The sequence below is a fragment of the Streptomyces sp. PCS3-D2 genome (genome assembly GCF_000612545.2).
Classification (GTDB): domain Bacteria; phylum Actinomycetota; class Actinomycetes; order Streptomycetales; family Streptomycetaceae; genus Streptomyces.
In genome coordinates, this window is the sequence record NZ_CP097800.1 from 6,502,145 (window position 1) to 6,527,922 (window position 25,778).

Here is a 25,778-nt window from a genome sequence, read left to right on the forward strand (position 1 = left end):
GGTCCGCAACACCGGCCGCCGCAAGGGCACGGAAGTGGCCCAGGTGTACGTGGGCCCCTCGGCGGAGCTCCGGCTCGACCAGCCGGTCCGCGCACTCGCCGGCTACCGGCGGATCACCCTGGCACCGGGCGCGGCGCAGCGCGTCACCGTCGACATCGACGCACGGACGCTGTCGTCGTGGGACCCCGAGAAGCACGGCTGGGTGCCGGGCGCCGGCCGCCGTGACGTGTTCGTGGGACGTTCCTCGCGGGAACTGCCTCTGAGGTCAAAGGCCGAACCGGGGAGCCGATAGGCTGCGCGTTCGGCGTGTCACAGGGGGCGCGCCGGGGACGACTCGGGAGGACGTACCGGTGCACATCCAGGAATGGCTGGAGACGATTCCGGCGGTCAGCATCTATCTCCTGGTGGGTCTGGTCATCGGTCTGGAGAGCCTCGGCATTCCGCTGCCGGGGGAGATCATCCTGGTCAGCTCGGCACTGCTGGCCTCCCAGCACGGGGACATCGACCCCGTCGTACTGGGGCTCTGCGCGATCACCGGCGCGATCGTGGGCGACTCGATCGGCTACGCCATCGGACGCCGGGGCGGCAAACCGCTGCTGGATCGGCTCGGCCGGCGCTTCCCGAAGCACTTCGGCCCCCAGCAGGTGGCTGTGGCGGAACGCTCCTTCGAGAAGTGGGGCATGTGGGCCGTCTTCTTCGGCCGGTTCGTGGCACTGCTGCGGATCTTCGCCGGACCGCTGGCGGGTGTGCTGCACATGCCGTACTGGCGGTTCCTCGTCGCGAACGTCCTCGGCGGGATCCTCTGGGCGGGCGGAACCACCGCCGTCATCTACTCGGTCGGCATCGTCGCGGAGCCCTGGCTGAAGCGCTTCTCCTGGCTGGCCCTGGGCCTCGCCGTGGCGTTCGGGCTCGTCGTGACCCTGGTGGTGCGCAGCCGGATGAAGAAGGCGGCAGAGTCCGCCGGGGCGGCCGGCGCGGAGATCCCCGCACAGCCGGCGGCCCGCGCCACCGTCGGCGAGTGACGGGGCCGCCCGCCCCGGCGGCTCGAAACCCCGGGCCGTGGCCCGCCGGATCGGCCCGAGGGCGTGCGCGCCGGGCGTCGCGGGCCGGGCGGGACTCCCGCGAACGCCCTAACCCCCGGGAGTGACCGAGGCGCGGTGCTGCTTGGCCAACTCCACGTACATCAGGGCATTGCCCCGGATGTGCTCGCGCTCCTCCTCGGTCAGCCGGCGGCGCACCTTCGCGGGGACGCCCGCGACCAGCGAACCGGGCGGGACGACCATGCCCTGCGGCACCAGCGCCTGCGCGGCGACCAGGGAACCGGCGCCGATCACCGCGCCGTTCAGGAGGGTGGCGCCCATCCCGATCAGGCAGTCGTCCTCGACGGTGCAGCCGTGCACGACGGCGTTGTGGCCGATGGAGACGCGCTCACCGATCGACACGGGGAAGCCCGGGTCCACGTGGAGCGTGCAGTTGTCCTGCACGTTGCTGTCGGCGCCCAGCGCGATCGGGCCGCAGTCGGCGCGCAGCACCGCCGAATACCAGATGCTGGCGCCGGCGGCGAGGGTGACCTCCCCGACCACGACCGAGGTGGGCGCGGTGAAGGCCGTGGGGTCGATGTCCGGGTTCTTCCCCCCGACACCCGCCACGAGTGCCTGGGCCGCCTGGTGCGTCATGTTCTCTTCCTCTGCCGTCCGTCGTACGCCGTCTGGGGTCTGCCGTCCTGGTGCCGCGCCAACAGCACCGTAGGGCACGGGGAGCACGGTGCCCGCGATGGGGTGAAGATCACAGGACCGTCGTCCGGACGGGGGAGGCCCGGCGCACTACCGTGGCCGAGTGCCGAAGAAACAGAACACGTTCTCATCTGTGGCCGCCCTGCGCCGCAGACTGGCGAGCCGGGCTGTCCACGCCGGCTGGCGCTGGATGCAGCAGGCCGGTGCGGTGACCGCGCAGGCTCCCGGCCGGCTGCGGTTCGGTGCGATCGGCGAGGGCACCCGCCTCGCCTTTCCGCAGGGCACGGTCTTCGGCGAGCGGTGGATCAGGCTCGGCGCGCACTGCATCATCGGCGAGCAGGTCACCCTCACCGCCGGCATGATGCCGGATCTCGACCTGGGCGCGGAACCGATGCTGGTGCTCGGTGACGGGGTGGTCATCGGCCGCGGCAGCCACGTCATCGCGGACGCCCGCATCACCATCGAGTCGAACACCTTCTGCGGTCCCGGCGTCTACATCACGTCCACCAACCACAGCTACGACGACCCGCACGAGCCCGTCGGGCGGCAGTGGCCGCGCAGCGCACCGGTGCAGATCGGACCCGGCTGCTGGCTCGGTACCGGCTCGGTGATCCTGCCCGGCGCGCGACTGGGCCGCAATGTCGTGGTGGCCGCGGGTGCGGTCGTGCGGGGCGAGGTGCCCGACCACGCGGTGGTGGCCGGTGCGCCGGCCCGGGTCGTGCGGCGCTGGCAGCCGGAGACGGGCTGGCAGCCGCCGCTGCGGACACCCGCTCCGGTGCCGATCCCCGACGGCATGACCCCGGAACAGCTGCGCGGGCTGGCCGAGCTCGCCGAGGCCGAGCGGTAGGACGCCGGGCGGCTCCGGGCTTCGGGGCTCAGCCGGCGGCCAGCAGGACCGTTCCCGCGAGGGCCAGGCCGGCGCCCGCCGCCTGGACGGTGCGCAGCCGCTCCCTGAGGACGGCGAAGGCGGCCAGCGCGGTGATCACCGGGTAGAGGGAGGAGAGCACGGCTGCCATGGTGACCGGGCCGTTCTGGGCGGCGACCGCGTACGTGCCGTTCGCCGCGACGTCTGCCAGGCCGACGAAGGCGAGCGCGGGCAGCAGCCCCCACAGGATCCGCGGGTGCGTTCCCTCGGGGAGGGCGGGGACACCGCGCCGGGTCTGCGCCCACAGGGCCGCGCCGCCGACGCTGACGTTGGTGACCCGCTGGACGAACAGGGCGAGGAAGAGCCCCGTGACGGTGGTGGAGGCCTGGGCGATCAGGGCCATCACCGCCCCGAAGCCGAAGGCCGCCACCAGGGTGAGGACCACGGCCTGCCGCTGGACGGGGGCGCCGCGCAGCTCGGGACCACCCGCGAGGACGATGCCGACGACGGCCACGGCGATGCCGGCGAACTGGCCGGGTCCGGGCCGCTCGCCCAGGAGCAGCCCGGCGGCGACGGGCACGACCACGCCGAGGGAGCCGAGCGGTGAGACCACGCCCATCGGGCCGAGGGCCAGGGCCTTGTAGAAGCTGAGCATGGCGACCGGGCCGACCACGCCCGCGGCGACGGCGAACCACAGCTGGGGGCCGGCCTCGTGCCAGGCCCTCGTGCCGAGGACCACGGCACCGAGTACGACGACGGCGACGACCTGCGAGACGACCACCACGGTGAGCGCCGGTATCTTGCGGGTCAGCAGCCCGCCGCCGAAGTCGGCGAGACCCCACAGCACGGCTGTGGCCAGGGCGAAGAGGGCGGTCATCAGGGGCCTCGCAGTACAGTGCGGTGAACGCCGGAGTGCAGCATGGAATACGGAACACGGTAGTGCACCCTGTTGAACCGCAGCATCCAAAATATTGGACGGAATGGTGTCGGATCTCGAACAGCTCACCCAGGCGCTCGCCCGGAACCTCAAGAGGTGGCGCGCAGAGCGCGGCTTCACCCTGGACTCCCTGGCAGCCCGGTCCGGCGTGAGCCGCGGGATGATCATCCAGATCGAGCAGGCCCGCACGAATCCCAGCGTCGGCACGACCGTCAGGCTGGCCGACGCCCTGGGCGTCAGCATCTCCGCGCTCCTCGACCACGACCGCGGCCCCCGGGTGCGGATCGTCCCGCCGGAACAGGTGGTGCGGATCTGGTCGAGCGAGGCGGGCAGCTCGACGACCATGTTGATCGGCACGGACCAGCGCGGGCCCATGGAGCTGTGGACCTGGCACCTGGTGCCGGGGGAGGGCACGAACTCCGTCCCGCACCCCTCCGGCACCGTCGAGATGCTGCACGTCACGGCCGGTGAGCTGACCCTGGTCGTCGGCGACGAGGAGTTCCACGTCCCCGCCGGGGCCGCGGCGGCCTTCGAGGCCAACCTCCCGCACGCCTACCGCAACGAAGGTTCCGTGCCGATGGAGATGACCCTCGCGGTGTCGGTCCCGCCGGTGTCCGCCCCGGTGCCCGCGGCCACGGCGCACGCACACGGCGCCGCGACCGCGACCGCGACCGGGCACGGCGAAAGCTAGAGCGCCGGGATCTCGATCGCCGGGCAGCGGTCCATCACCATCGTCAGCCCGGCCTCGCGGGTCCGTTCGAAGGCCGACTCGTCGATCACGCCGAGCTGGAACCAGACCGCCTCGGCGCCGACGGCGGCCGCCTGGTCGGCCACGGCTCCGGCCAGCCCGCTGTTGACGAAGACGTCCACCACGTCGACCTTGAACGGGATCTCCTCCAGCGAGGCGTAGCCCGGCTCGCCGTGCACGGTCTCGGCCCTGGGGTGCACGGGGACCACCCGCTTGCCGAACTGCTGGAGCACCCGGGCCACCCCGTAGGCCGCCCGGTCGCGGTTGTTCGAGAGGCCCACCACGGCCCAGGTGTCGCCGAGCTCGGTGAGGATCTTGCGAATGGCCGCCGGGTCGCCGTACACGTGCGCCGCCTCCTGATGGTGTCTTCCGTCATCTTCCGCTGCTGCTCAGCCGGATCAACCGCACAGGCGCGCGCCCCATTCCCGCAGGGCCGACGGGGCACCGCGCACCCCGTCGATCCGTTCGAACGCAGCGGGACGGCCACGGACTAGGGTGGAGCGGTGAAGGCAGACCAGTACGTGACGGTGGCCCGTGAGGGCGTCCACGAGTCGGAGATCAACCGCTCCCGCTTCCTGTGCGCGCTCGCGCCGGCCGCGACCGAGCCGGAGGCGCAGGAGTTCATCGCGCGGATCCGCAAAGAGCACCCCACCGCCTCGCACCACTGCTACGCCTACGTCATCGGTGCCGACGCCGCCGTCCAGAAGGCCAGCGACGACGGCGAGCCCGGCGGCACCGCCGGGGTGCCCATGCTGCAGATGCTCATGCGCCGGGACGTCCGCTACGCCGTCGCCGTCGTCACCCGCTACTACGGCGGCGTGAAACTCGGCGCCGGAGGTCTGATCCGCGCCTACGGCGGAGTCGTCGGCGAGGCCCTCGACGAGCTCGGCACCGTCACCCGGCGGCGCTACCGGCTGGCCACCGTCACCGTCGACCACCAGCGGGCCGGGAAGACGCAGAACGACCTGCGCTCCACCGGCCGGACCGTGGTGGACCTGCGCTACGGGGCCGCCGTCGAGATCGAGGTCGCCCTCCCCGAGGCGGACCTGCCCGCCTTCGAGGCCTGGCTCGCCGACACCACGGCCGGCAGCGCCGCCCTCACCCTCGGCGGGGAGACGTACGCGCCCTGAGCGCCCCCGGGGACGGGTTAGCGTAGAGGGGTTCAGCGAGCGGGAGACGACCAGGGGGAGACCGTATGTGCGGCGGGGCCGGCGAGTGAAGTTCCTGCACACCTCCGACTGGCACCTCGGCCGGGCCTTCCACCGGGTGAACCTGCTCGGCGCCCAGGCCGCCTTCGTGGACCACCTCGTCGAGACGGTCCGCACGCACGAGGTGGACGCCGTCCTCGTCGCCGGAGACGTCTACGACCGTGCCGTGCCCCCGCTGCCCGCCGTCGAGCTGTACGACCGGGCGCTGCACCGGCTCGCACGGCTGGGCGTGCCCACCGTCATGATCTCCGGGAACCACGACTCCGCGCGCCGGATCGGGGTCGGGGCCGGGCTGATCGACCGCGCCGGGATCCACCTGCGCACCGACCCGGCGGGCTGCGCCGACCCGGTGGTCCTGGCCGACGCGCACGGTGACGTGGCGCTGTACGGGCTACCGTACCTGGAGCCGGCCCTGGTCAAGGACCAGTTCGGCGCGCAGAAGGCCAGCCACGAGGCGGTCCTGGGCGCGGCCATGGACCGGATCCGGGCCGATCTCGCCGGCCGCCCGCCCGGCACCCGCTCCGTCGTCCTGGCGCACGCCTTCGTCACCGGCGGGCAGTCCAGCGACAGCGAGCGGGACATCGCCGTCGGAGGCGTTCAGGCCGTCCCCGCCTCCGTCTTCGACGGGATCGACTACACCGCCCTCGGCCACCTCCACGGCTGCCAGACGATCAGCGAACGGGTCCGCTACTCCGGCTCCCCGCTCGCCTACTCCTTCTCCGAAGCCGACCACCGCAAGAGCATGTGGATGATCGAACTGGGCGCACAGGGAGAGATCACCGCCGCCGAGCGCGTCGACACCCCCGTACCCCGTGCCCTCGCGAGGCTGCGCGGACGGATCGACGACCTGCTCGACGACCCCGCGTACACCGTGCACGAAGAGGCCTGGGTGGAGGCCACCCTCACCGACCCGGTACGCCCCGAGGAGCCGATGGCCCGCCTCGCAGCCCGTTTCCCGCACACCCTCACTCTCGCCTTCGACCCCGAGGGCCGCCGGGAGGAGACCGGGGCCTCCTATGCCCAGCGGCTCCGCGGCCGCACCGACCAGCAGATCGCCGAGGACTTCGTCGCCCACGTGCGCGGCGGCGGCCGGCCGGACGAGGCCGAACGCGCCGTCCTGGCGGGCGCCTTCGACGACGTACGCGCCGACGACAGCCACCGGGAGATCCACCGATGAGGCTGCACAGGCTGGCCGTCACCGCCTTCGGGCCGTTCGCCGCACCCCAGGAGATCGACTTCGACGCCCTCTCCGGCGCCGGCATCTTCCTGCTGCACGGACCCACCGGTGCGGGCAAGACCTCGGTGCTCGACGCCGTCTGCTACGCCCTCTACGGTTCGGTGCCCGGCGCCCGCCAGGCCCCCGGCACCAGCCTGCGCAGCGACCACGCCGCCGCCGGCACCCCCACCGAGGTCACCCTCGAACTCACCGCGGGCGGCCGGCGCCTGGAGATCACCCGCCGCCCCGAGCAGGAGCGTCCGAAGAAACGGGGCACGGGCACCACCAGGGACAAAGCGCAGAGTTGGCTGCGCGAGCGCACCGGCGCGGGCTGGGAGGCGCTCAGCCGATCCCATCAGGAGATCGGCGAGGAGATCGAGCAGCTGCTCGGCATGAGCCGCGAGCAGTTCTGCCAGGTCGTGTTGCTGCCGCAGGGGGAGTTCGCGCGGTTCCTGCGCGCCGACGAGGCGGCCCGCGGCCGGCTTCTGGGCCGGCTCTTCGACACCCGCCGGTTCGCGGCCGTGGAGACCCTGCTCGGGGAGCGGCGCCGGGCCGCCGAGGCCCGGGTCCGGGCCGGCGACGAGAAGGTGCTGCACACCGCCCAGCGGCTCGCCCAGGCCGCCGGGGACAGCGCCGACCTGCGGGCCTGGCCACTGCCCGGACACCAGCCGGGAGACCCCGGGCTGGCCGGAGCGGTCCGTGCCTGGGCGGCCGTCGCCCGCTGCTCGGCCCGGGACCGCCTCGACGTCGCCGCGTACGCGCTCGCCGCCGTCGAAGGCCGGCACGCCGCCGCCCGGCGGGCCGCCGAGGAAGCGCGCGAGCTCGACCGGCTGCAGCGCCGGCACGCGGAGACCGTCCGCCGCGCCGCGCTGCTCGCCGAGGCCGGGCCGGAGCGGGAGCGCGTGCGCGGGCTGCTGGACGGGGCCCGGCGCGGAGCGCTGGTGGCCCCCGCCCTGGAGCTGCGCGGCGCGGCCTCCTCGGCGCACCTCGCCGCCGCGCACGCCGAGACGGCCGCCCGGGCGGAACTGCCGCCCCCGCTGCGGGAGGCGGGCGCCGAGCAGCTGGCCGGCGTCGAGCAGCGGCTGCGCGAGGAACTGGGCGCGCTCGGCGCCGCGTACCGCGCCGAGCAGCGCAGCGCCGGGATCGGCCGCGAACGGGCCGACCTGGAGCGGGAGTCCCGGGCGGCGGAGGAACAGCACCAGGAGTCCGCCGAGTGGCTGGAGCACTGGGAGGAGACCCGCACCGCCCTTCAGGAGAAGGTGGACGCCGCCCAGCAGGCCGCCACCCTGGCCGAGCAGCTGGCCGGCCGGCTGGAACCGGCCCGGATGAGCCTGAACGCCGCCCGCAGGCGGGACGGGTTCGCCGCCGAGGAGGAGCGCGCCGAGGGCGAACTGCTCGACCTGCGCGAGGAGTCGGCGGCCGCGCGGGAGAGCTGGCTGGAGCTGAAGGAGGCCCGGCTGCGCGGAATCGCCGCCGAGCTCGCCGAGGCGCTGGTGGCCGGAGAAGCCTGCGGCGTGTGCGGATCGGCGGAGCACCCCGCTCCGGCACGCCCCGCCCCCGGCCATGTGGACCGCGCCGCCGAGGACGCCGCCCACGCCGTCCTCGAACGGGCCGAGCGGGCACGGGCCGCCGTCGAACGCCGGCTGGCCGCCGCCCGGGAGGCCCGCGCCGAGGCGGCGTCCGCCGCCGGCGACGCCACCACCGCCGAACTCCTTGGTCTCACCGCCGACCTGAGCGCCCGCCACGCCGCCGCCCACGCCACGGCCGCCGGCCTGCACACCGCCCGCGAGCGGCTCGCCCGGGCCGAACGGGAGTACACCACGCGTAGCGCCGATCGGCTCGACGCAGAGACCCGGGCCGCCGCCAGGGCCTCCCGCCGCGAGGCCCTGGACCGGGAACAGGCCTCGCTGGAGGCCGAACTCGCCCTCGTGCGGGGCGATGCGCCCACCGTCGCGGCCCGTGCCCGAACCCTGGAGGACCGGGTCAGGACCGTCGCCGGTGCCGCGGTCTGCCTGCGCCGGGCCGAGACGGCCGCCGCCCGGCTGAAGGAGGCCGACGACCAGCTCGCCGACGCCGCCTTCAAGGCCGGCTTCGACACCGTCGAGGCCGCCGCCGACGCGGTCCTCCCCGACTACGAACGCACCGCTCTCCAGCACCGGTTGGACACCTGGCAGGCCGAGGAGGCCCTTCTGGCGGACCGTCTCGGCGAGAGTGGCACCGCCGAGGCGGCGGCGCTGCCCCCGGCCGCGCCGGACACCGCCGAGGCCTACGCGGTCCAGGCCGCGGCGAAGCTTCGTACGGCGGCCTCCGCCTACGACGCGGCCCGGGCCCGCTGCACCGAACTGGACCGGCTCTCCCGCCAGATGGAGCAGGAACTGCGTGCGCTCGGGCCGCTGCGCGAGGAATACGGCCGGGTGGCCCGGCTGGCCGGACTGACCGCGGGCACCTCCGCCGACAACGAGCGCAAGATGCGTCTGGAGGCCTACGTGCTGGCCGCCCGTCTGGAGCAGGTGGCCGCGGCCGCCACGGTACGGCTGCTGCGGATGTCCGGCGGCCGCTACACCCTGGTCCACTCCGACGCGAGAGCGGGCGGGCGGGGGCGTTCGGGCCTCGGGCTGCACGTCGTCGACGCGTGGACGGGCAGCGAGCGGGACACCGCCACCCTGTCCGGCGGTGAGACCTTCTTCGCCTCGCTCGCACTCGCGCTCGGCCTGGCCGACGTGGTCACCGACGAGGCGGGCGGCACGCGCCTCGACACCCTCTTCATCGACGAGGGCTTCGGCAGCCTCGACGACCAGGCGCTGGACGAGGTGCTCGACGTGCTCGACTCGCTGCGCGAGCGGGACCGCAGCGTCGGCATCGTCAGCCACGTCGCCGACCTGCGGACCCGGGTCCAGACCCAGCTGGAGGTCGTCAAGGAGCGCGGCGGCTCCGTCGTGCGCCACCGCACGGCGGCCCTCACGGACTGAGCGGGCGCCGCGGCAGCGGTGAGGAGTAGACGACGCTCGTCGTCACCGGGCCGAGCCCCGAGATCCTGCCGGTGACCTCCTCCAGGTGCCTCATCGAGCGGGCCGCGACCTTGAGGACGAAGCAGTCGTCGCCCGTGACGTGGTGTGCCTCCAGGACTTCGGGGGTGGTTTCCAGGAAGTCGTGGAACGGCCGGTAGTTACCGTGCGGATAGCGCAGCCGCACCAGCGCGAGGATCGATTTGCCGAGTTTCTCCGGGTCCACCACGGCCGTGTAGCCGGTGATCACTCCGGCCTCCTCCAGCCGGCGGACCCGCTCGGTGACGGCGCTCGCGGACATGGACACGGAGCGGGCGAGCTCGGTGAAACTCGCGCGGCCGTCGCGCTGGAGCGCCTCAAGGATCCGCCAGTCGGTGACGTCAGGGGAATATCCGGTCATGCGCCAGGTCTAGCAGGGAATTCCCCGGCCGTACAGCGCAAGTGCCGGGGAATCCAACTTCCCGGCGTGATCGACGGATCGTAGATTTCTGGCCATGACGACGACACAGAACGCTTCCTCCGCCCCGGCCGACATCAACCCCGTGCTCCGTGTCCCCCCGGCCTCCCCGGCAGCTGCCGCCGCGTACTTCGCTGCCGCCCTGGCCTTCCACACGGACGTCTCGGACGTCGCGAGCGCCCTCGAAGCCCCGAGCGGGTCGGGAGCCGGGCCGGGTTTCCAGCTCGTCGACACCCGCTCCGCGTCCTCCTGGGACCAGGGGTACGTGCCCGGCGCGATCCACCTGCCCACCGCCCTCATCCCGGAGCAGGCCGAGCGGCTCCTGGACAAGAACGTTCCCGTGGTGACGTACTGCTGGGGTCCCGGCTGCAACGGCGCCGCCCGTTCCGCTCTCGCCCTGGCCGAACTGGGCTTCCAGGTCAAGGAGATGCTCGGCGGCGTCGAGTACTGGATCCGCGAGGGCTTCGAGGTCGAGACCGGGCAGGGCACCCGGCAGCGCGGCGAGGCCGACCCGCTGACCGCGCCGACCGGCTCGGACGACTGCGGCTGCTGACGGGGCCGCCCCACGCACCGGGGCCGCTCGTCTCCACCGGGAGACGGGCGGCCCCTGCGGCGCGCGGTGGCACGTGCCGTCAGAGCTTCGAGAGCTCGTCCAGCAGGTCGTCCAGCCCGAGCGAACCCTGCGACAGCGCCGCCATGTGCCAGGCCTTCAGGTCGAAGGAATCGCCGTGCGCGGCACGGGCGTTGTCCCGACCCAGCAGCCAGGTGCGCTCGCCCAGCTTGTAGCCGATCGCCTGCCCCGGCATCGACAGGTAGCGGGTCAGCTCGCTCTCGATGAACTCCGCCGGGCGGCCGCTGTGCAGGCCGAAGAACTCCTGCGCGAGGTCCACGGTCCACGTCTCACCCGGGTGGAACGGCGAGTCCGCCGGAATCTCCAGGCCCAGGTGCATGCCGATGTCGACGATGACGCGCGCCGCGCGCATCATCTGGCAGTCCAGGTAGCCCAGGCGCTGCTCGGCGTCCTTGAGGTAGCCCAGCTCGTCCATCAGCCGTTCCGCGTAGAGGGCCCAGCCCTCGCAGTTGGCGCTGACCCAGCCGACGGTGGCCTGGTAGCGGGAAAGCCGGTCCGCCACGTGCGTCCACTGCGCGAGCTGCAGGTGGTGGCCCGGCACTCCCTCGTGGTACCAGGTGGACACCAGGTCGTAGACCGGGAAGCGGGTCTGGCCCATCGTGGGCAGCCAGGTGCGGCCGGGGCGGGAGAAGTCCTCCGACGGGGAGGTGTAGTACGGAGCCGCGGGGCCGCCCGGAGGCGCGATCCGGGACTCCACCTTGCGGACGCGCTCGGCCAGTTCGAAGTGGGTGCCGTCGAGGTTCTCGATGGCCTCGTCCATCAGGCCCTGCAGCCAGGCCTGGACCTCCTCCACCCCCTCGATGTGGGTGCCGTGCTCGTCCAGGTGCTTCAGCGCCTCCCAAGGGCCCACGCCCGGGAGGATCTTCGCCGCCTCGGTCTTCATCTCGGCGAGCAGCCGGTGGTACTCCGACCAGCCGTAGGCGTACGCCTCGTCCAGGTCCAGGTCGGTGCCGTTGAAGTACCGGGACCAGCGGGCGTAGCGCTCACGGCCCACGGTGTCCGGCCGGCCCTCGACGGCGGGGGCGTACACCTCGGTCATCCAGTCGCGCAGCTCGATGACTGCGGCGGTCGCGGCGGCGGCCGCCGCGTCCAGCTCGGCGCGCAGGGACTCCGGGCCGCCGGAGGCGAAGTCCTCGAAGAAGGCCGCGGCGGCGCCGTCCTGGCCGGCCCAGGTGGTCAGCTGACCGATCATGGTCCCGGTGGCGCGCGGGCCGCCGTACAGACCGCGCGCCAGACCGAGCTGGAGGGTCTCGCGGTAGCCGGTGAAGGCCGCCGGTACGGCGCGCAGCCGCTCGGCGATGGCCGCCCAGTCCTCGTCGGTGTCGGCCGGGGTCAGGGCGAAGACCTCCCGTACCGAGTGCGCGGGGCTGTGGATGTTGCTGACCGCCCGCAGGTCCTCGTCGGCCTCGTGGACCGCGAGCTCGGCGGTGAGCCGTTCACGCAGCAGACGGCCGCATCGCCGTTCGGCGTCGTCGTCGGCGCCGGGCAGCGCCTCGGCGGCGTCGAGGCGGGCGAGGGTCTCACGGGCGAGTTCGGCGGCGGCCGCACGACCGGCCGGGGAGAAGTCGGGGAGCTTGGCGGAGCTCTCGGCAACACCCAGGTAGGTGCCGGTGATCGGGTCGAGGGCGATGAGGGAGTCGACGTAGGCGTCGGCCACCTGGCGGGGCAGTTGGGGGGCGCTGCTGGTGTGGAGGGTCTCTGACATGCGGCCATCTTCGTATGCGATGCGTCCTCCCGTCATCACCGATTGCCGTCAGCCTCCTGACACGGGCTGGACTACGGCTGCCGGACCCGGCCCGGGACGAGCGCCCGACGCCGGGTACAGGCGGCTTCAGGGCCTTCGGCGGAGCGTGGCCGACGAGGGGGCGGCGCGGAGTTTGGCGAAAACCTTACGGAGCCGCCCGCTCCGTCGGGAGCGGGCGGCTGCGGCCGCCGCAGCGGCCGCGGTCAGCGGGTTCAGTGCGGGCGGCGCGGAGCGCGGTGCTCGCGCGGCAGTCCGAGGGGGAGCTCGTGCGGCAGCCGCGGGCCGGCACCGGGCGCGTCCAGCCGTGCCGTGATCACCAGGGTGCCCTCCTCGATCTGGTAGTCGAGGGGGAGCCCGAGACCGCGCATCGCGGCGACCATGCCGGTGTTGGCGGCCTGGGTGACGGCGTACACGCTGTCGCACCCGGCCTCGACGGCCAGGGCGACGAGCCGGCGCAGCAGTTCGGAGCCGATGCCGCGGCGTTGCCAGTCGTCCTCGATCAGCAGGGCGATCTCCGTCTCATCCCCGTCCCATAGCAGGTGGCCGAGGGCGACGAGCTTGCCGGACGCGGTCGTGGCGGCGAGGGTGCGGCCGAAGCGGGGGCCGAGCAGGTGGCCGAGGTAACGGTCGGCGTCGGCCACGGGTCCGTGGTAGCGCAGCCCGAGGGTCCGCTCGGAGCAGCGGTCGTGCATGGCCCGGGCCGCGGGCAGGTCGGAGCCGTCGGCGCGGCGCACGGTGATCTCGTTGCCCTCGGGGAGGGTCAGGACGTCCTGGCTGCGCGGGACGCGCGGGCCGAGCCGCGCGTCGAGTTCGACCAGGGCGCGGGCCCGCGCGAACTCGGTCGGGGTGAAGGGCAGATAGGGCCGCTCCACGGTGATCGCGCCGCCCGAGGGGTCGCGCAGCCGCATGACCGTCGCCTCCAGCACTCCCTCGACCGGGGCGTCCGCGCCCGCGTTCGGGCGGCCGGAGAGGGTGGTCGCCGGGATCGAGTGGATCGTGCAGCGGCCCAGCAGCTGGCGCAGGGCGAGGGGGAGCTCGGCGGCGTCCAGTGCGGTGCGGGTGGCCAGGCCCAGCAGTCGGGTCGGGGTGTCGACGAGGTCGTGGGCGTCGGCGCGCTCGATCCAGGTGCTGTGCCCGCCGGCCCGGGAAACGGCGCGGGTGAGGTCGCCCGAGGGGAGTTGCTGCGGGGCCCGCAGCAGGAACTCGTCCACGGTGCCGCCCTCGGGCAGCGGGTGCGTCTGGAGGGTCAGGATGTCCACGCCGTTGCGGGCGAGCGCGGTGCAGAGGACGGCCAGTGAGCCGGGCTGGTCCCGTACGGTCGTGCGCATCCGCCACAGTGCGGTGGTCCCGGCCGTGCCGGAGGCGTCGGGCGGCGAACCGGCCGGGCCGTCCGGCGGTGGTGTGCCCTTCGGTGGTGTGTGCTGCGGCGGCGCATGGCTGTGGCGCCGGGCCCACCACGTGTGGAAGGCGGCGGTCAGGAGCAGTGCGATGGCTGATGCGACCAGTAGGACCGGGCCCCTGGGGCCGTGTACGACGAGATTGGCGATGGCGTCGGCGACCGTGACGGCGCAGAACAGGGCGGCCAGTTCGACGACGTCGCGGCGCCAGTGGTGGCGGTGGGGACGCTGGGCGGAGGCGTGGGCGGAGGCGTGGGCGCGGTCAGTCATGCACGACACTGTTGCCCAAGGGTGTTGCGTGATCACGAACGATCTGTGACCGACTGGTTAAGTGTCCATCTGGCCTATTTCACCCGGTTTTCGCGGGTGTTCTAGTCAACCTACTGGCCCACACGCCCCGGCTGGAGGGTCCTGGTGAAGAGAATGCCGCCGCCCTGGCGGCGCAGCCGGACGGTGAGCTCGCCGCTGCCGCCGTCGATGCCGACCTCTCCGTAGTACGGGGGGTGCTCGGACGGCGACATATTGGCGAACGGGGCCGACTGTACGAAGGCCGTATGCGGGCCGAAAGTGGCGTCGAGCCGCCCTGCAGGGAAGCCGCCGGCCCCGATGGGGCCGGAGACGAACTCCCAGAACGGTGCGAAGTCGGCGAAGGCGGCGCGCTCGGGGGCGTAGTGGTTCGCGGCCGTGTAGTGCACGTCGGCAGTGAGCCACAGGGTGCCGGTGATGCGCTGGTGCTTGATGTGCCGCAGCAGTTCGGCGATCTGCAGCTCCCGGCCCAGCGGGGCGCCGGGGTCGCCCTGGGCGACGGCCTCGAAGTCCGTCGCTCCGTCGGGGACGACGATGCCCAGGGGCATGTCGGAGGCGATGACCTTCCAGGTGGCCCGGGAACGCGAGAGCTCGCGCTTGATCCAGGCCAGCTGCTCGGGGCCGAGGATGCCGACGGGGTCCTCGGTCAGGTCGCCCGGGGAGTTCGCGTTGCGGTAGGTGCGCATGTCGAGAACGAAGACGTCGAGCAGCGGGCCGTAGCGCATCACGCGGTACATCCGGCCCTCGGCACGGCCGCCCCGTAGGTCGGTGACGGGGAAGTACTCGCCGAAGGCGCGGCGCGCACGGATGGCGAGGGTGTCGACCTCCTTGACGGTGTAGCGGGGGTCGTCGATCAACTGGCCGGGGTACCAGTTGTTGCGCACCTCGTGGTCGTCCCATTGGGCGAGGACGGGGACCTGGGCGTTGAAATTGAGGAGGTTGCGGTCGAGGAGGTTGTAGCGGAAGTTCCCGCGGAACTCGTCGAGGGTCTCGGCGACCTTCGACTTCTCCGCGGTGGTGATGTTGCGCCATACGGTGCCGTCGCGCAGCGGCACCGCCGACTTGATCGGCCCGTCGGCGTAGATGGTGTCCCCGCTGAAGAGGAAGAAGTCGGGGTCGTGCCGGCGCATCTCGTCGAAGACGCGGTAGCCGCCGATGTCGGGGTTGATGCCCCAGCCCTGGCCGGCCAGGTCGCCGGACCACACGAAGCGCACGTCGCGGCGGCGTGAGACCGGGGTGGTGCGGAAGGTGCCGTGGACGGGCTCGGCGGTGCGGCGCGGGTCGTCCGGGTCGGCCAGGACGACCCGGTAGTGGATCTGCTGTCCGGGCGGGAGGTCACGCAGGCCGGTGGTTCCGGTGAAGTCGCTGGACGGACCGAGCAGCGGGCCGCGGTGGCGGCGTACGGCGTAGCGGAACGCCTCGCTCGGAGAGGTCTCGACGTACATGCGCGCGAGACGGTCGGAACGGGTCCACACGGTGGCCGAGTGCGCGGTGATCTCGCCGGACTGGACGCCCCAGCGCGCGTTCGGCCGACCGGAGCGGGCGAAGGCGGGGGCGGCGAGCGCCGGAGCGGCGAGCAGCGCGGACGACAGGGCGAGGGAACCGCCGATGAGGGACCGTCGGGTGTGCGGGGTCGATGCCATCGGAGCGTCTCCTGGGGGCGGCGAGGACGGGTCGGACCAGCGTGCCGTCGCGCACCGGCCCGGCCGCGTCGCCCACGCGAACCACGGATGAACAGCCGTCGGCCGCTGAACCGTTGAGCCGTGCAACCATGTGACCCCGGCTGCTCCGACGTCCTTGCGGGCTCTCCCGTGTCCTCCCGACCCGGGGTCTCCCGCGCCTTCCCGGGCCCTCTCGCGTCTTCCCGGGCCCTCTCGTCTTCCCGCACCGTCCCGCGTCTTCCCGTGCCGTCCCGCGCTGTCCCGCGCCGTCCCGCTCCCTCACGCGACCGGGACGGCGGCGCTGCGCGCTGTGTCCAGCACCACCCGGGAGACGAGCGCCGGGTCGTCACCCATCGGGACGTGGCCGCAGCCCGGGAGGCGGACCAGCCGTGCGCTGGGGACGGTGTGCTTGGCACGGACGCCCTGTCGGCGCAGCAGCAACCGGTCGCGGGTGCCCCACGCGATGGTGACCGGCAGCCCCGGCACGTCGTCGGTGAAGCGTGCAGAGCCACCCGCGGCCAGGGTGTCGTCGAATCCGGTGGCGTGTCGCAGGGCGAGCGTCTCGGCGACCACGGCCTCGGGCGAACGGCGGTCCGGGCGGGCGTAGATGGTGCCGGTGAGTGCGGTTCGGCCGGCGGCGCTGCGGGAGAGGTGACGGACGGCGGGCAGGGGCAGCGTCCGGGCGCCCGCCCGCATCGCGCGGAGCGCGGCGAAGGCGTATCGGCGTTCCCCCTCGGTCCAGAACCCGGCGGGGGAGAGGGCCGTGACCGAGCGGACGAGACCGCTCCGGCCCATTTCGAGGGCGAGCAGGCCGCCGAGGGAGTTGCCCGCGACGTGCGGTCGTTCGACGCCGAGCGCGGTGCACAGCGCTCCGAGCGCCGGGGCCACGGTGCCGAGGGAGTACGGCACGCCGCTGGGCAGCGGCTCCGAGGCGCCGAAGCCGGGCAGGTCGACGGCTATCACATCGTGCTCGGAGGCCAGGATGTCGGCCACCGGGTGCCAGGCCTGGAGGTGGTGGCCGATGCCGTGCAGCAGCAGGAGAGGTTCGCCGGAGCCTTTGCGCTCGTAGGCGACGGTGGCGGTGCGGGGGCCGAGCGGCGCGTCGATCGTGAAGGAGACCGTGGCGGTCATGCTGCTCCTCGTCGGTTGGACTGCTGCGAGACAGGCTGTCAGGAGTGCCCACCGCCATGATTACCGTCGGGTAGCCCTTGACTACAAGCCCTTGCGGCCCACGAGAACATCCCATGAACGGCTTGATACATATGCCCGATCTGCCCGGCAAAGGTATGAGCATTGGTCTTGACCAAGGGGGTGCGCCGTCCTATCGTCGCAGGGATAGTGCAGGAACCTTTAATAAACAAGGGCGCAGAACTGCCGCTGGAACACACGGCGAGTGCAGCGATGGCAGGAGGAGTCAGGGTGGGGACCACGCAACTGGAAACGGTGCCGGAACCGAAGTACTGGCACCTCAAGACCGTCCTCAGCGAGGCGCTCGACCAGGACTTCGCCGTCGGCGAGGTGCTGCCCAACGAGCGTGAACTCGCAGCCCGCTTCGGAGTCGCCCGCGCGACCCTGCGCCAGGCGCTGGAGCAGCTGGAGCTCGAAGGCCGTCTGCAGCGCCGTCGCGGTGTCGGCACCACCGTCGCCCCGCCGCGGGTCGGCGTCGCCGTCGGCGGCGCGCACCACAGCTGGCCCGGGGAGGCCGCCGACGGTTGGGAGCCGCAGGACACCTCGGAGTCCCTGCCGCCCGCCGCGGTGCTGGGACTCCTCGGCAGCGGCGGGGCGTTCGCCGCCGACCAGCCGGTCCACACCGTACGCCGCACCAGGATGACGAACGGTCAGGCCGTCGCCGCCGAACTGCTGTACGTTCCGGCGGCTTCGGTGCCCGGACTGCCCGCCATCGAGGCCCCGTCGGGACCGGCCCGCGCGCGTGCCGTCCTGCGCGAGCTGCAGCGGCTCGTCCTCGACGGCCAGGACCGCTCGGTGGAGCTCGGCTCCGCCCGCGCCGACGACGCGAAGGAACTGGACCGGCTGCCCGGCGCACCGGTGCTCCTGGTCACCACCCGGTACTTCACCGCCGCGGGTACGGCCGCGGTCTCGGTGGCCACCTACCGCGCCGACACCTGCCGCCTCACCTTCGGAGACACGGGCGGCGTCGAGATCACGCACGAGCCCGTCGCCTCCTGACACCCCGACCGGGCCGGTACGGCCGTGGTCCCCGTCCGGTCCCGCGTCCGTGGGGCGGGCGCGGGACCACGGCCGTACCGTTTTCCGGCGGTGCGCCGGTCCCCGGGTCCGCAGGTCCCCGGGCAGGAGCGCTGCGTCCCACTGCGCGTGGCGTCAGCGGCTGCGGGCCGTGACGGTCTTCTCCACGGCGAAGAGCTCCTCCTCGACGTGGTCGAGCGCGAGCCTGAGGGCACCGGTCGCCACTGCCGCCTCGCCGAGCAGCGACAGGGCCACCCGCGGCGGGCGCAGGCAGTAGCGTGCCAGCTCCCGGCGCAGCGGCTCCAGGACCCCGTCCAGGCCGGCCGCCCAGCCGCCGACGACCACCAGCTCCGGATCCATCGCCAGGACCAGCGCCGCCACGTCGTGCACCAGGCGCTGCAGGAACCGGTCCACGGCGGCGACGGCCCGCTCGTCGCCGCGCTTGGCCTTCGCGAACACCTCGGCGACCGCCGGCTCGTCGAGCGGGTGCAACGGCTCGCCGGTCGTGGACAGCAGCCGCTCGGGCGTCGCCTCACGGCCCAGCAGGTGCAGGGCGCCGATCTCCCCGGCCGCCCCGCCGAAGCCCCGGTGGAGCCGGCCGCCGATGAGCGAGCCCGCACCGGGGCTGAGCCCCGCCATCACGAACACCATGTCCCCGGTGTCCCGCGCGGCGCCCTTCCAGTGCTCGGCGACCGCTGCCGCGTTGGCGTCGTTCTCCACCTGCACCGGGCAGCGGAACGAGCGCCGCAGCCGGTCCCCGAGGGGCAGCCCGGTCCAGCCCGGCAGAGCGGTCCCGAGACGTACCGTGCCGTCCGCCTCCACGATCCCGGGGCTGCCGACCCCGACCGCCCGCAGGGAGTCACGCGGCACGCCTGCCCGGCGCAGCAGGTCGGCGACGGCCGCACGCACCCGCTCCAGCCGCTCGTCGGCCGAGGCCGTCTCGGCGACCTCCTTGGTGCCCGCGCCGATGATGCGGCCGTCCAGCCCGGACAGCAGCACCGCGACCCGGTGCGCGCCGATCTCTATGCCGAGCAGGTGCCCCGCCTCGGCCCGGAACCGGAACCGACGGGCCGGCCGCCCCTGCCGCCGCGCGCCCTCCTCCGCTTCGGCCTCGACGACGAGCCCAGTCCCCATCAGCCCCTCCACGACCCCTTCGACGGTCGGCCGGGAGAGGCCGGTCAGCCGTGTCAGGTCGGTGAGCGTCGGCGACCCGGCCGTGCGCAGTGCCCGCAGCACCACCGCGGAATTGATCCGCCGGAGCAGAGAAGGATCCCCGCCGGTCAGCTGCCCCAACGTGTGTCCTCCCAGCTAGCGAGCTTGTCAGCCGGATCGTACTGCGCGGTGGTTACGGCGGCGAGAAGCAGCCCCCCATCAGCCGGAGCGTCCCCCTGCAGCCCGGGGCCGCTCAGGCGGGTGAGACGAACCCGGACTCGTACGCGGTGATCACCGCTTGCGTGCGGTCGCGGACCCCCAGCTTCGCCAGGATCGCACTGACATGTGACTTGACCGTCTCCGTCCCGATGATCAGCTCGGAGGCGATCTCCACATTCGTGAGCCCCCGGGCCACGAGCCGTAGGACCGCCTCCTCCCGCTCGGTCAGGGCGGCCCGCTCCAGTACCTCCCGCGCCTGCCGGTTGCCGTATTCCGCGGCCAGGGCCCGCACGGCCGCAGGGAAGAGCAGCGTCTCGCCCTCCGCGACCAGCCGTACCGCGTGCACGATCTCCGAAGGCCGGGCCCGCTTCAGGAGGAACCCGTCCGCTCCGGCCCGCAGCGCCTGGTAGACGTACTCGTCGTTCTCGAAGGTGGTCACAACGAGGATCTTCGGCGGGGAGTCCACCGTCCGCAGCACCGCGCGGGTCGCCTCGATCCCGTCGAGCAGAGGCATCCGCACGTCCATGGCCACCACGTCCGGCCGCAGCTGCCGCACGAGCGGGATCACCGAGGCGCCGTCGGCTGCCTCACCGACCACCTCGATGTCGGGTTGGGAGTCCAGGACAGCCCGCAGACCAGCGCGGACCAGGGGTTCGTCGTCGACGAGCAGTACGGTGACCGGCATCTGGTCAGCGTATTCGCTCCAGCGGAAGCCGTGCGCGCACCCGCCAGCCACCCTCGTACGGTCCGGTCTCTGCCTCCCCGCCGAGCAGGGCGGCGCGTTCCCGGATGCCGCGCAGTCCGCTCCCGCCGCCGAGCGAGAGACCGGGCCTGCCCCGCAGGGCGTTCGTCACCTCCAGATCAAGCCGGTCCACGGTCACCGCCACCCGCACCCGGACCGGTACCGGCCCGCAGTGGCGCAGCACGTTGGTGAGCGACTCCTGCAGGATGCGGTAACCCTCCCGGGTGACCGGCCCCGGCAGCTGCTCCACCGGCCCGGTGAGCTTCGCGTCCACCTCGGAGCCGGAAGCACGGGCCGATTCCAGCAGCCGGTCGGCCTCGGCCAGTGTCGGCCTTCGCGACGGCGGCTGACCGGACTCCCTCAACACCCCGAGTACCCGCTCCAGGTCCTCCAGCGCGGCCCGGCCCGTCTCCTCGATGGCGCACAGCGCCCGGTCGGTGAAGGCGGCATCACCCGCGGCGCGGGCCGCCCCGGCCTGAACCACCGCCACCGTGAGCGCGTGCCCGATCGAGTCGTGCAGCTCCCGTGCGATCCGGGTGCGCTCCAGCAACTGCTCCGTACGTGCCTCCAGTGCGCTCAGCCGCTCGGCCGCCGAAGGGCCCAGCAGCCGGGTGGCAATGGCAGTGATCAGCTCGCCGAGCAGGACCACGACGACCATCAGGGCGACGAGCGGAAGAGGTGCCAGCAGCGCGGCGACCCAGCGGCGCTCCGGCATGAAGGGCGTCAGGGGCCCGGGATCCGACGCATACCCGAGGGCGTGAGAGATGAGCTCGACGGTCAGCACGGGCAGCCAGACGGTGGCGGCCATCGCGCCCGTCGCGATGACCATCCGTGTCTCCAGCCACAGCACCGTGCGCCAGCGGTCACCCCAGCGAGCAGAAGGAGCAAGGCTTATGGCGCCGTCGGGGGACCCGCGATCGTACGGGGTGAGGAGGAACTGAGCCTGGAGGCCCTCCGCGAGCCGCACCCAGGGCACCAGCCCGAACGGCAGGACGAGCAGCAGTGGTCCCCACGGCCAGTCCGGCACCACGAACATCCACATGGCCACCAGTAGCAGCGGCACACAGAGGTGCAACCAGCGTGAATAGGTCACTGGTTGGAACGGAGCCCGCAGCAGTCGGTACATGCCTCCATGGTGGCAGCGCCCTCCTCACGGCCGTCTCCCCCACGTGGGGGAGACGGCACCCTCGCACGGGGGAGGGAGAGGATTGGGGACGGCGGCGAGCCTTGAGCCATGAACAGCCTCGAGTTCCGAGAACTGACCAAGGCATACGGCGCCCACCGTGCGGTGGACGGCCTCACCTTCGACGTCCTGCCCGGCCGGGTCACCGGCTTCCTGGGCCCCAACGGCGCCGGGAAGTCGACCACCATGCGCCTCCTGCTGGGTCTGGACCGGCCCACCTCCGGAACCGCCACGATCGGCGGCCGGCACTACCGGGACCTGCCGGACCCGCTGCACCGGGTCGGGGCCCTCCTGGACACCCAGTCTGCGCACGGCGGCCGGACCGCCCGCGACCACCTGCGCCTCCTCGCCGCCGCCGGCCGTATCGCGCCCCGCCGGGTCGAAGAGGTCCTGGAGCAGGCCGGAATGGCCTCCGTGGCCGGGCGGCGGATCAAATCCTTCTCACTGGGGATGCGCCAGCGCCTCGGCATCGCCGCCGCGCTGCTGGGCGAACCCGGGGTGGTCATCCTGGACGAGCCGGCCAACGGGCTCGACCCCGAGGGCATCATCTGGATCCGCGAGCTGATGCGCAGCCTCGCCGCCGAAGGGCGCATCGTTCTTGTTTCCAGCCACCTCATGTCCGAGACCTCGGCGCTCGCCGACCACTTGGTCGTCCTCGGCGGGGGCCGGCTGCTGGCCGACACGTCGATGGCGGAGTTCATCGACGCCCGCAGCACCCGCAGAGCGCGCCTGCGGACCTCCGAACCGGTGCGGCTGCGGGCCGCTCTGGCCCGGGACGGCTTCGCCCTGGCCTTGGCCGACGAGGGGCGATGGACCGTCGAAGGCATACAGGCGGAGGAGCTCGGCAACCTGGCAGCCCGAGAGGGCATCCCCGTGCTGGAACTGTCCGACGAGCGCGCCTCACTGGAGCAGGCGTACCTCGATCTCACAGCGGAACACGCACAGTTCACCGCGACTCGCTGACGTCACCGACCCTCAAGGAGGCCCCGCCGTGTGTGCCGCCCTGCCCACCGTCCCCGCCCTGCACTCGGAATGGATCAAGATACGGTCCCTGCGTGGAACGCTCGGGGGGCTTATAGCCACCTTCGTCGTCACCGTGGGAGTCCAGGCCCTGATGGCTTCCGCCACCGGCCGGTCCGAAGGCGGAGGCCTGGGTGACGATCCGCTCTTCGCCGCTTTCTCCGGCATCTCCTTCGGCCAGATCGCCGCCATGGTCTTCGGCGCCGGCGCTGTGTCCTGCGAGTTCCACAACAGGGCGCTGAGCACCTCACTGACGGCGGTGCCGAACCGAACGCGTTTCTACCTGTCGAAGATCGTGACGTTGGGCGTCCTGGCCTTGATGGCGGGTCAGGTCACCGGGCTGGCCACCTTCGTCGCGGGGCAGGCGTTCATGGGCCGGCACGCCCTCGCGCTCGGCGACCCGGGCACTTACCGCGCGGTTGTCGGCAGCGGGCTCTACCTCACACTGATGGTGCTGTTCGCGGCCGGACTGACCGCGGTGCTGCGCAGCGGGACCGTCGTCCTCAGCCTGCTCATACCCTTCGTACTGATCGTGTCCTTCGTCGTCGGTGAGGCTGCAGGGGGTGCGGCCCGCTTCCTGCCGGACCATGCCGGGCAGTTGGTGCTGCGCTCCCGGACAGAGGGTGACCTCGGCCCCTGGACCGGGCTCGGCGTGACGGCCCTGTGGGCCGGGGCCGCGATGCTCAGCGGCTGGCTGGCGGTGTGCCGGAGGGACGCGTGACACCGGGCCAGTTGTCAGTGCGGCTGGGGATACTGGCGCCATGACCACGGCAGAGCACCTCGACACGATCGACCGGCTTCTGGCGAAGGAGTTCCCACAGGTGCCGGTCCGGACCGTCGACAGCAGCAGCGGTCCGGGATTCCATCTGGTGGGCCTGTCCCGGACGCGGGGCTTCTGGGACGACGACGGCTCGGGCCGCATCGAGGCCGCCGACCAGATCAGTGCCGAGTACGGGGCGCTCACCCAGGCCGTGACCAACCGGTGGGGCGATCCGCACGTCTTCAGCCTGGGGACACTGAGAGACCGTGTGCTGGAAGGAGAGGCGATACCGGAGCCGTGGAGGGAACTGAGCTGCGGCACCGACCACGTCCATCTGTGGCGGGCCGGGGAGCGCTGGCTGGTGGCCTGCGTGACGCAGAGGGACAGCGAGGACTCCTACGTGCTGACGGCAGGGGCCACGGTCGCGGATCCGCCCTAGGCACATACCTGCCGGAGCGTGGCTACATCCGGGTCTGGGGAACGGCGCGATCGGGACCGGGTTCCACTGGGCCGAGGTCCGGACGTCCTGGTCGAGAGCTGCCGGGCCGACCGGCCTGCCCGGTCCGCCACACGCTCTAGTCGGCCGGGGATTCCGCGGCCTCGCGGAGGCGGGCGTACTCCTGGGCCATGGAGTCCGCGGTCCAGTGGGCGTTGAGGCCGCTGGGGTTGGGAAGGGCCCAAATGCGGGTGGAGCCGATGGTGCGCTCCTGGGGGCCGATCTGTGCCTTCTTCTCGCCGAAGGCCGTGCGATAGGCGGTCACTCCCACCACTGCCAGCCATTGGGGGCGCAGGAGTTCCACCTTGGCCGTCAGGATGCGGCCGCCCTCGCGGAACTCCTCCGCGCTCAACTCGTCGGCGCGGGCCGTGGCGCGCGCCACGACGTTGGTGATGCCGAGGCGGTATGCGAGGAGCTCCTCCTGCTCGGCCGGTGCCAGGCGGCGAGGGGTGAAGCCCGAGAGGTGCAGGACCGGCCAGAAACGGTTGCCGGGGCGGGCGAAGTGGTGGCCCGTCGCGGCGGAGAGGAGGCCGGGGTTGATGCCGCAGAACAGCACGCGCAGACCGCCCGCGACCACGTCCGGGAGGACGCGGTCGCGGGCGGCTGCCAGTTCCTCGGGGCTCAGAGGATCGACCCCGGCGCGTACCCGGCGGCCTCCGGGTGCTGCTTGGCGATCGCCTCGATGCGAGAGAGGACCGCGGCGACCTGGTCGCCCGCGGCTCCGGTGAAGGAGAGCTTGTCCGCCATCAGTGCGTCGAGCTGGGGCCGGTCCAGCGGCATTCGCTCGTCGGTTGCCAGCTTGTCCAACAGCTCGTTGCGCTCGGCGCCCTGCTCGCGCATGGCGAGCGCGGAGGCCACGGCGTGCTCCTTGATGACCTCGTGCGCGGCCTCGCGGCCCACACCCGCACGCACCGCGCCCATCAGGACCTTCGTGGTCGCGAGGAACGGCAGGTAGCGGTCCAGCTCACGAGCAACGACCGCGGGGAATGCGCCGAACTCGTCCAGGACCGTCAGGAAGGTCTCCAGCAGGCCGTCGAAGGCGAAGAAGGCGTCGGGGAGGGCCACGCGGCGGACCACGGAGCAGGAGACGTCGCCCTCGTTCCACTGGTCGCCGGCCAGCTCGCCGGTCATCGAGGCGTAGCCGCGCAGGATGACCATGAGGCCGTTCACGCGCTCGCAGGAACGGGTGTTCATCTTGTGCGGCATCGCGGAGGAGCCGACCTGGCCGGGCTTAAAGCCCTCGGTGACCAGTTCGTGGCCTGCCATCAGGCGGATCGTCTTGGCGATCGAGGAGGGTGCTGCGGCCAGCTGGACCAGCGCGGTGACCACGTCGTAGTCGAGGGAGCGCGGGTACACCTGGCCGACCGAGGTGAAGGCGTGCGCGAAGCCGAGGTGGGCGGCGATGCGCTGCTCGAGGTCGGCGAGCTTGGTGGCGTCGCCGCCGAGCAGGTCGAGCATGTCCTGGGCGGTGCCGACCGGGCCCTTGATGCCGCGCAGGGGGTAGCGCTCGAGGAGGTTCTCCAGGCGGTCGTAGGCCACCAGCAGTTCGTCGGCCGCCGTCGCGAACCGCTTGCCCAGGGTGGTCGCCTGCGCGGCCACGTTGTGGGAGCGGCCGGCCATGACCAGCTCGGCGTGCTCGCCGGCCAGCTTGCCGAGGCGGGCGAGCACGGCGACCGTGCGGTCGCGGGCCAGCTCCAGCGAGAGGCGGATCTGTAGCTGCTCGACGTTCTCGGTCAGGTCGCGGGAGGTCATGCCCTTGTGGACGTGCTCGTGGCCGGCGAGGGCGTTGAACTCCTCGATCCGGGCCTTCACGTCGTGCCGGGTGATCTTCTCGCGCTCGGCGATGGAGGCGAGGTCGACGTCCTCCAGGACGCGCTCGTAGTCGGCGAGGGCCGCGTCCGGGACCTCGATGCCGAGGTCCTTCTGGGCGCGCAGCACGGCGAGCCACAGCCGCCGCTCCAGCGTCACCTTGTACTCGGGGGACCACAGCACGGCGAGCTCCGCGGAGGCGTAGCGGCCGGCCAGGACATTGGGGATGCGGGGCTTGGCAGTCACGTGTAGGGATTCTACTTGGGCCGCAGCTGTGTGTTTAC

25 protein-coding genes are annotated in these 25,778 nt (G+C 72.9%); 12 read left to right on the forward strand and 13 right to left on the reverse strand.

Annotated features, from left to right (window positions below; all coding sequences use genetic code 11):
• Positions 1-49: 49 nt before the first annotated feature.
• Together AW27_RS29175 and AW27_RS29180 are read left to right on the forward strand one after the other, a co-directional pair.
• A complete protein-coding gene (locus AW27_RS29175; RefSeq protein ID WP_236647847.1) occupies positions 50-292 on the forward strand; it encodes a fibronectin type III-like domain-contianing protein in 243 nt (80 codons plus the stop codon).
• Positions 293-350: 58 nt separating this feature from the next.
• On the forward strand, positions 351-1,022 hold the full coding sequence (locus AW27_RS29180) for a DedA family protein (protein ID WP_037929161.1): 672 nt from the start codon (positions 351-353) through the stop codon (positions 1,020-1,022).
• Between the two features lie 108 nt (positions 1,023-1,130).
• On the opposite strand, the gene AW27_RS29185 is transcribed toward AW27_RS29180, so the two are convergent.
• Positions 1,131-1,676, reverse strand: coding sequence for a gamma carbonic anhydrase family protein (locus AW27_RS29185; RefSeq protein WP_037929160.1), 546 nt, complete (start codon positions 1,674-1,676; stop codon positions 1,131-1,133).
• A 160-nt stretch (positions 1,677-1,836) separates the two neighbouring features.
• On the opposite strand from AW27_RS29185, the gene AW27_RS29190 reads away from it, so the two are divergent.
• Positions 1,837-2,580, forward strand: coding sequence for an acyltransferase (locus tag AW27_RS29190; protein ID WP_037929157.1), 744 nt, complete (start codon positions 1,837-1,839; stop codon positions 2,578-2,580).
• Between the two features lie 28 nt (positions 2,581-2,608).
• On the opposite strand, the gene AW27_RS29195 is transcribed toward AW27_RS29190, so the two are convergent.
• Positions 2,609-3,475 (reverse strand): DMT family transporter, encoded by an 867-nt coding sequence (locus AW27_RS29195; RefSeq protein WP_037929153.1) that lies wholly within the window; start codon positions 3,473-3,475, stop codon positions 2,609-2,611.
• Between the two features lie 106 nt (positions 3,476-3,581).
• Here AW27_RS29195 and AW27_RS29200 point away from each other — a divergent pair, with 106 nt between their 5' ends.
• Complete coding sequence (locus tag AW27_RS29200; protein ID WP_078557108.1) at positions 3,582-4,226, forward strand: XRE family transcriptional regulator; 645 nt, start codon at positions 3,582-3,584, stop codon at positions 4,224-4,226.
• Here the strand turns inward: AW27_RS29200 and AW27_RS29205 are convergent.
• Positions 4,223-4,627 (reverse strand): CoA-binding protein, encoded by a 405-nt coding sequence (locus tag AW27_RS29205; protein WP_037929152.1) that lies wholly within the window; start codon positions 4,625-4,627, stop codon positions 4,223-4,225. The two genes, AW27_RS29200 and AW27_RS29205, sit on opposite strands and share 4 nt — an antisense overlap.
• 159 nt (positions 4,628-4,786) lie before the next feature.
• Here AW27_RS29205 and AW27_RS29210 point away from each other — a divergent pair, with 159 nt between their 5' ends.
• The 3 genes from AW27_RS29210 to AW27_RS29220 all read left to right on the forward strand — a co-directional run bounded on the left by AW27_RS29210 (position 4,787) and on the right by AW27_RS29220 (position 9,676).
• Entirely contained in the window at positions 4,787-5,413 is a 627-nt protein-coding gene (locus AW27_RS29210) for a YigZ family protein (protein WP_037929150.1), read from the forward strand.
• Between the two features lie 85 nt (positions 5,414-5,498).
• A complete protein-coding gene (locus tag AW27_RS29215; RefSeq protein ID WP_037929148.1) occupies positions 5,499-6,668 on the forward strand; it encodes an exonuclease SbcCD subunit D in 1,170 nt (389 codons plus the stop codon).
• Positions 6,665-9,676 (forward strand): AAA family ATPase, encoded by a 3,012-nt coding sequence (locus tag AW27_RS29220; protein WP_037929145.1) that lies wholly within the window; start codon positions 6,665-6,667, stop codon positions 9,674-9,676. The genes AW27_RS29215 and AW27_RS29220 overlap by 4 nt, the downstream gene beginning before the upstream one ends.
• Here AW27_RS29220 and AW27_RS29225 read toward each other — a convergent pair.
• Entirely contained in the window at positions 9,666-10,112 is a 447-nt protein-coding gene (locus AW27_RS29225; protein ID WP_037929144.1) for an Lrp/AsnC family transcriptional regulator, read from the reverse strand. The genes AW27_RS29220 and AW27_RS29225 overlap by 11 nt on opposite strands.
• A 94-nt stretch (positions 10,113-10,206) precedes the next feature.
• Here AW27_RS29225 and AW27_RS29230 point away from each other — a divergent pair, with 94 nt between their 5' ends.
• A complete protein-coding gene (locus tag AW27_RS29230; protein WP_037929141.1) occupies positions 10,207-10,722 on the forward strand; it encodes a rhodanese-like domain-containing protein in 516 nt (171 codons plus the stop codon).
• A gap of 79 nt (positions 10,723-10,801) precedes the next feature.
• On the opposite strand, the gene AW27_RS29235 is transcribed toward AW27_RS29230, so the two are convergent.
• The 4 genes from AW27_RS29235 to AW27_RS29250 all read right to left on the reverse strand — a co-directional run bounded on the left by AW27_RS29235 (position 10,802) and on the right by AW27_RS29250 (position 17,039).
• The gene (locus tag AW27_RS29235; RefSeq protein ID WP_304949923.1) at positions 10,802-12,505 is read right to left on the reverse strand and encodes a DUF885 domain-containing protein; all 1,704 of its coding nucleotides are present in this window, start codon (positions 12,503-12,505) and stop codon (positions 10,802-10,804) included.
• A gap of 251 nt (positions 12,506-12,756) precedes the next feature.
• Positions 12,757-14,211, reverse strand: a complete 1,455-nt coding sequence (locus AW27_RS29240; RefSeq protein ID WP_037929138.1) for a GNAT family N-acetyltransferase — start codon at positions 14,209-14,211, stop codon at positions 12,757-12,759.
• Positions 14,212-14,321: 110 nt separating this feature from the next.
• Positions 14,322-15,890: an alkaline phosphatase D family protein gene (locus AW27_RS29245; protein ID WP_037929133.1), complete on the reverse strand. Its 1,569-nt coding sequence runs from the start codon at positions 15,888-15,890 to the stop codon at positions 14,322-14,324.
• Positions 15,891-16,187: 297 nt separating this feature from the next.
• A complete protein-coding gene (locus AW27_RS29250; protein WP_037929130.1) occupies positions 16,188-17,039 on the reverse strand; it encodes an alpha/beta fold hydrolase in 852 nt (283 codons plus the stop codon).
• Positions 17,040-17,327: 288 nt separating this feature from the next.
• On the opposite strand from AW27_RS29250, the gene AW27_RS29255 reads away from it, so the two are divergent.
• Positions 17,328-18,095, forward strand: coding sequence for a GntR family transcriptional regulator (locus tag AW27_RS29255; protein WP_037929128.1), 768 nt, complete (start codon positions 17,328-17,330; stop codon positions 18,093-18,095).
• Positions 18,096-18,248: 153 nt separating this feature from the next.
• On the opposite strand, the gene AW27_RS29260 is transcribed toward AW27_RS29255, so the two are convergent.
• From AW27_RS29260 to AW27_RS29270, 3 genes are all read right to left on the reverse strand, one after another.
• Positions 18,249-19,406, reverse strand: coding sequence for an ROK family transcriptional regulator (locus AW27_RS29260; RefSeq protein WP_037929123.1), 1,158 nt, complete (start codon positions 19,404-19,406; stop codon positions 18,249-18,251).
• A gap of 112 nt (positions 19,407-19,518) precedes the next feature.
• Positions 19,519-20,169: a response regulator gene (locus AW27_RS29265; protein ID WP_037929111.1), complete on the reverse strand. Its 651-nt coding sequence runs from the start codon at positions 20,167-20,169 to the stop codon at positions 19,519-19,521.
• Positions 20,170-20,173: 4 nt separating this feature from the next.
• Positions 20,174-21,352 (reverse strand): sensor histidine kinase, encoded by a 1,179-nt coding sequence (locus AW27_RS29270; protein ID WP_037929109.1) that lies wholly within the window; start codon positions 21,350-21,352, stop codon positions 20,174-20,176.
• Positions 21,353-21,460: 108 nt separating this feature from the next.
• Here AW27_RS29270 and AW27_RS29275 point away from each other — a divergent pair, with 108 nt between their 5' ends.
• The 3 genes from AW27_RS29275 to AW27_RS29285 are packed head-to-tail and all read left to right on the forward strand — an operon-like array spanning position 21,461 to position 23,628.
• Positions 21,461-22,372: an ABC transporter ATP-binding protein gene (locus AW27_RS29275; RefSeq protein WP_037929104.1), complete on the forward strand. Its 912-nt coding sequence runs from the start codon at positions 21,461-21,463 to the stop codon at positions 22,370-22,372.
• Between the two features lie 28 nt (positions 22,373-22,400).
• Complete coding sequence (locus AW27_RS29280; protein ID WP_172671415.1) at positions 22,401-23,150, forward strand: ABC transporter permease; 750 nt, start codon at positions 22,401-22,403, stop codon at positions 23,148-23,150.
• Positions 23,151-23,190: 40 nt separating this feature from the next.
• The gene (locus AW27_RS29285; RefSeq protein WP_037929099.1) at positions 23,191-23,628 is read left to right on the forward strand and encodes a hypothetical protein; all 438 of its coding nucleotides are present in this window, start codon (positions 23,191-23,193) and stop codon (positions 23,626-23,628) included.
• A 136-nt stretch (positions 23,629-23,764) separates the two neighbouring features.
• Here AW27_RS29285 and mug read toward each other — a convergent pair whose 3' ends face one another.
• Together mug and purB are read right to left on the reverse strand one after the other, a co-directional pair.
• Positions 23,765-24,310: a G/U mismatch-specific DNA glycosylase gene (mug, locus tag AW27_RS29290; RefSeq protein ID WP_037929097.1), complete on the reverse strand. Its 546-nt coding sequence runs from the start codon at positions 24,308-24,310 to the stop codon at positions 23,765-23,767.
• Positions 24,307-25,740, reverse strand: coding sequence for an adenylosuccinate lyase (gene purB / locus AW27_RS29295; RefSeq protein WP_037929094.1), 1,434 nt, complete (start codon positions 25,738-25,740; stop codon positions 24,307-24,309). Before purB ends, mug begins: the two co-directional genes overlap by 4 nt.
• Positions 25,741-25,778 lie beyond the last annotated feature (38 nt).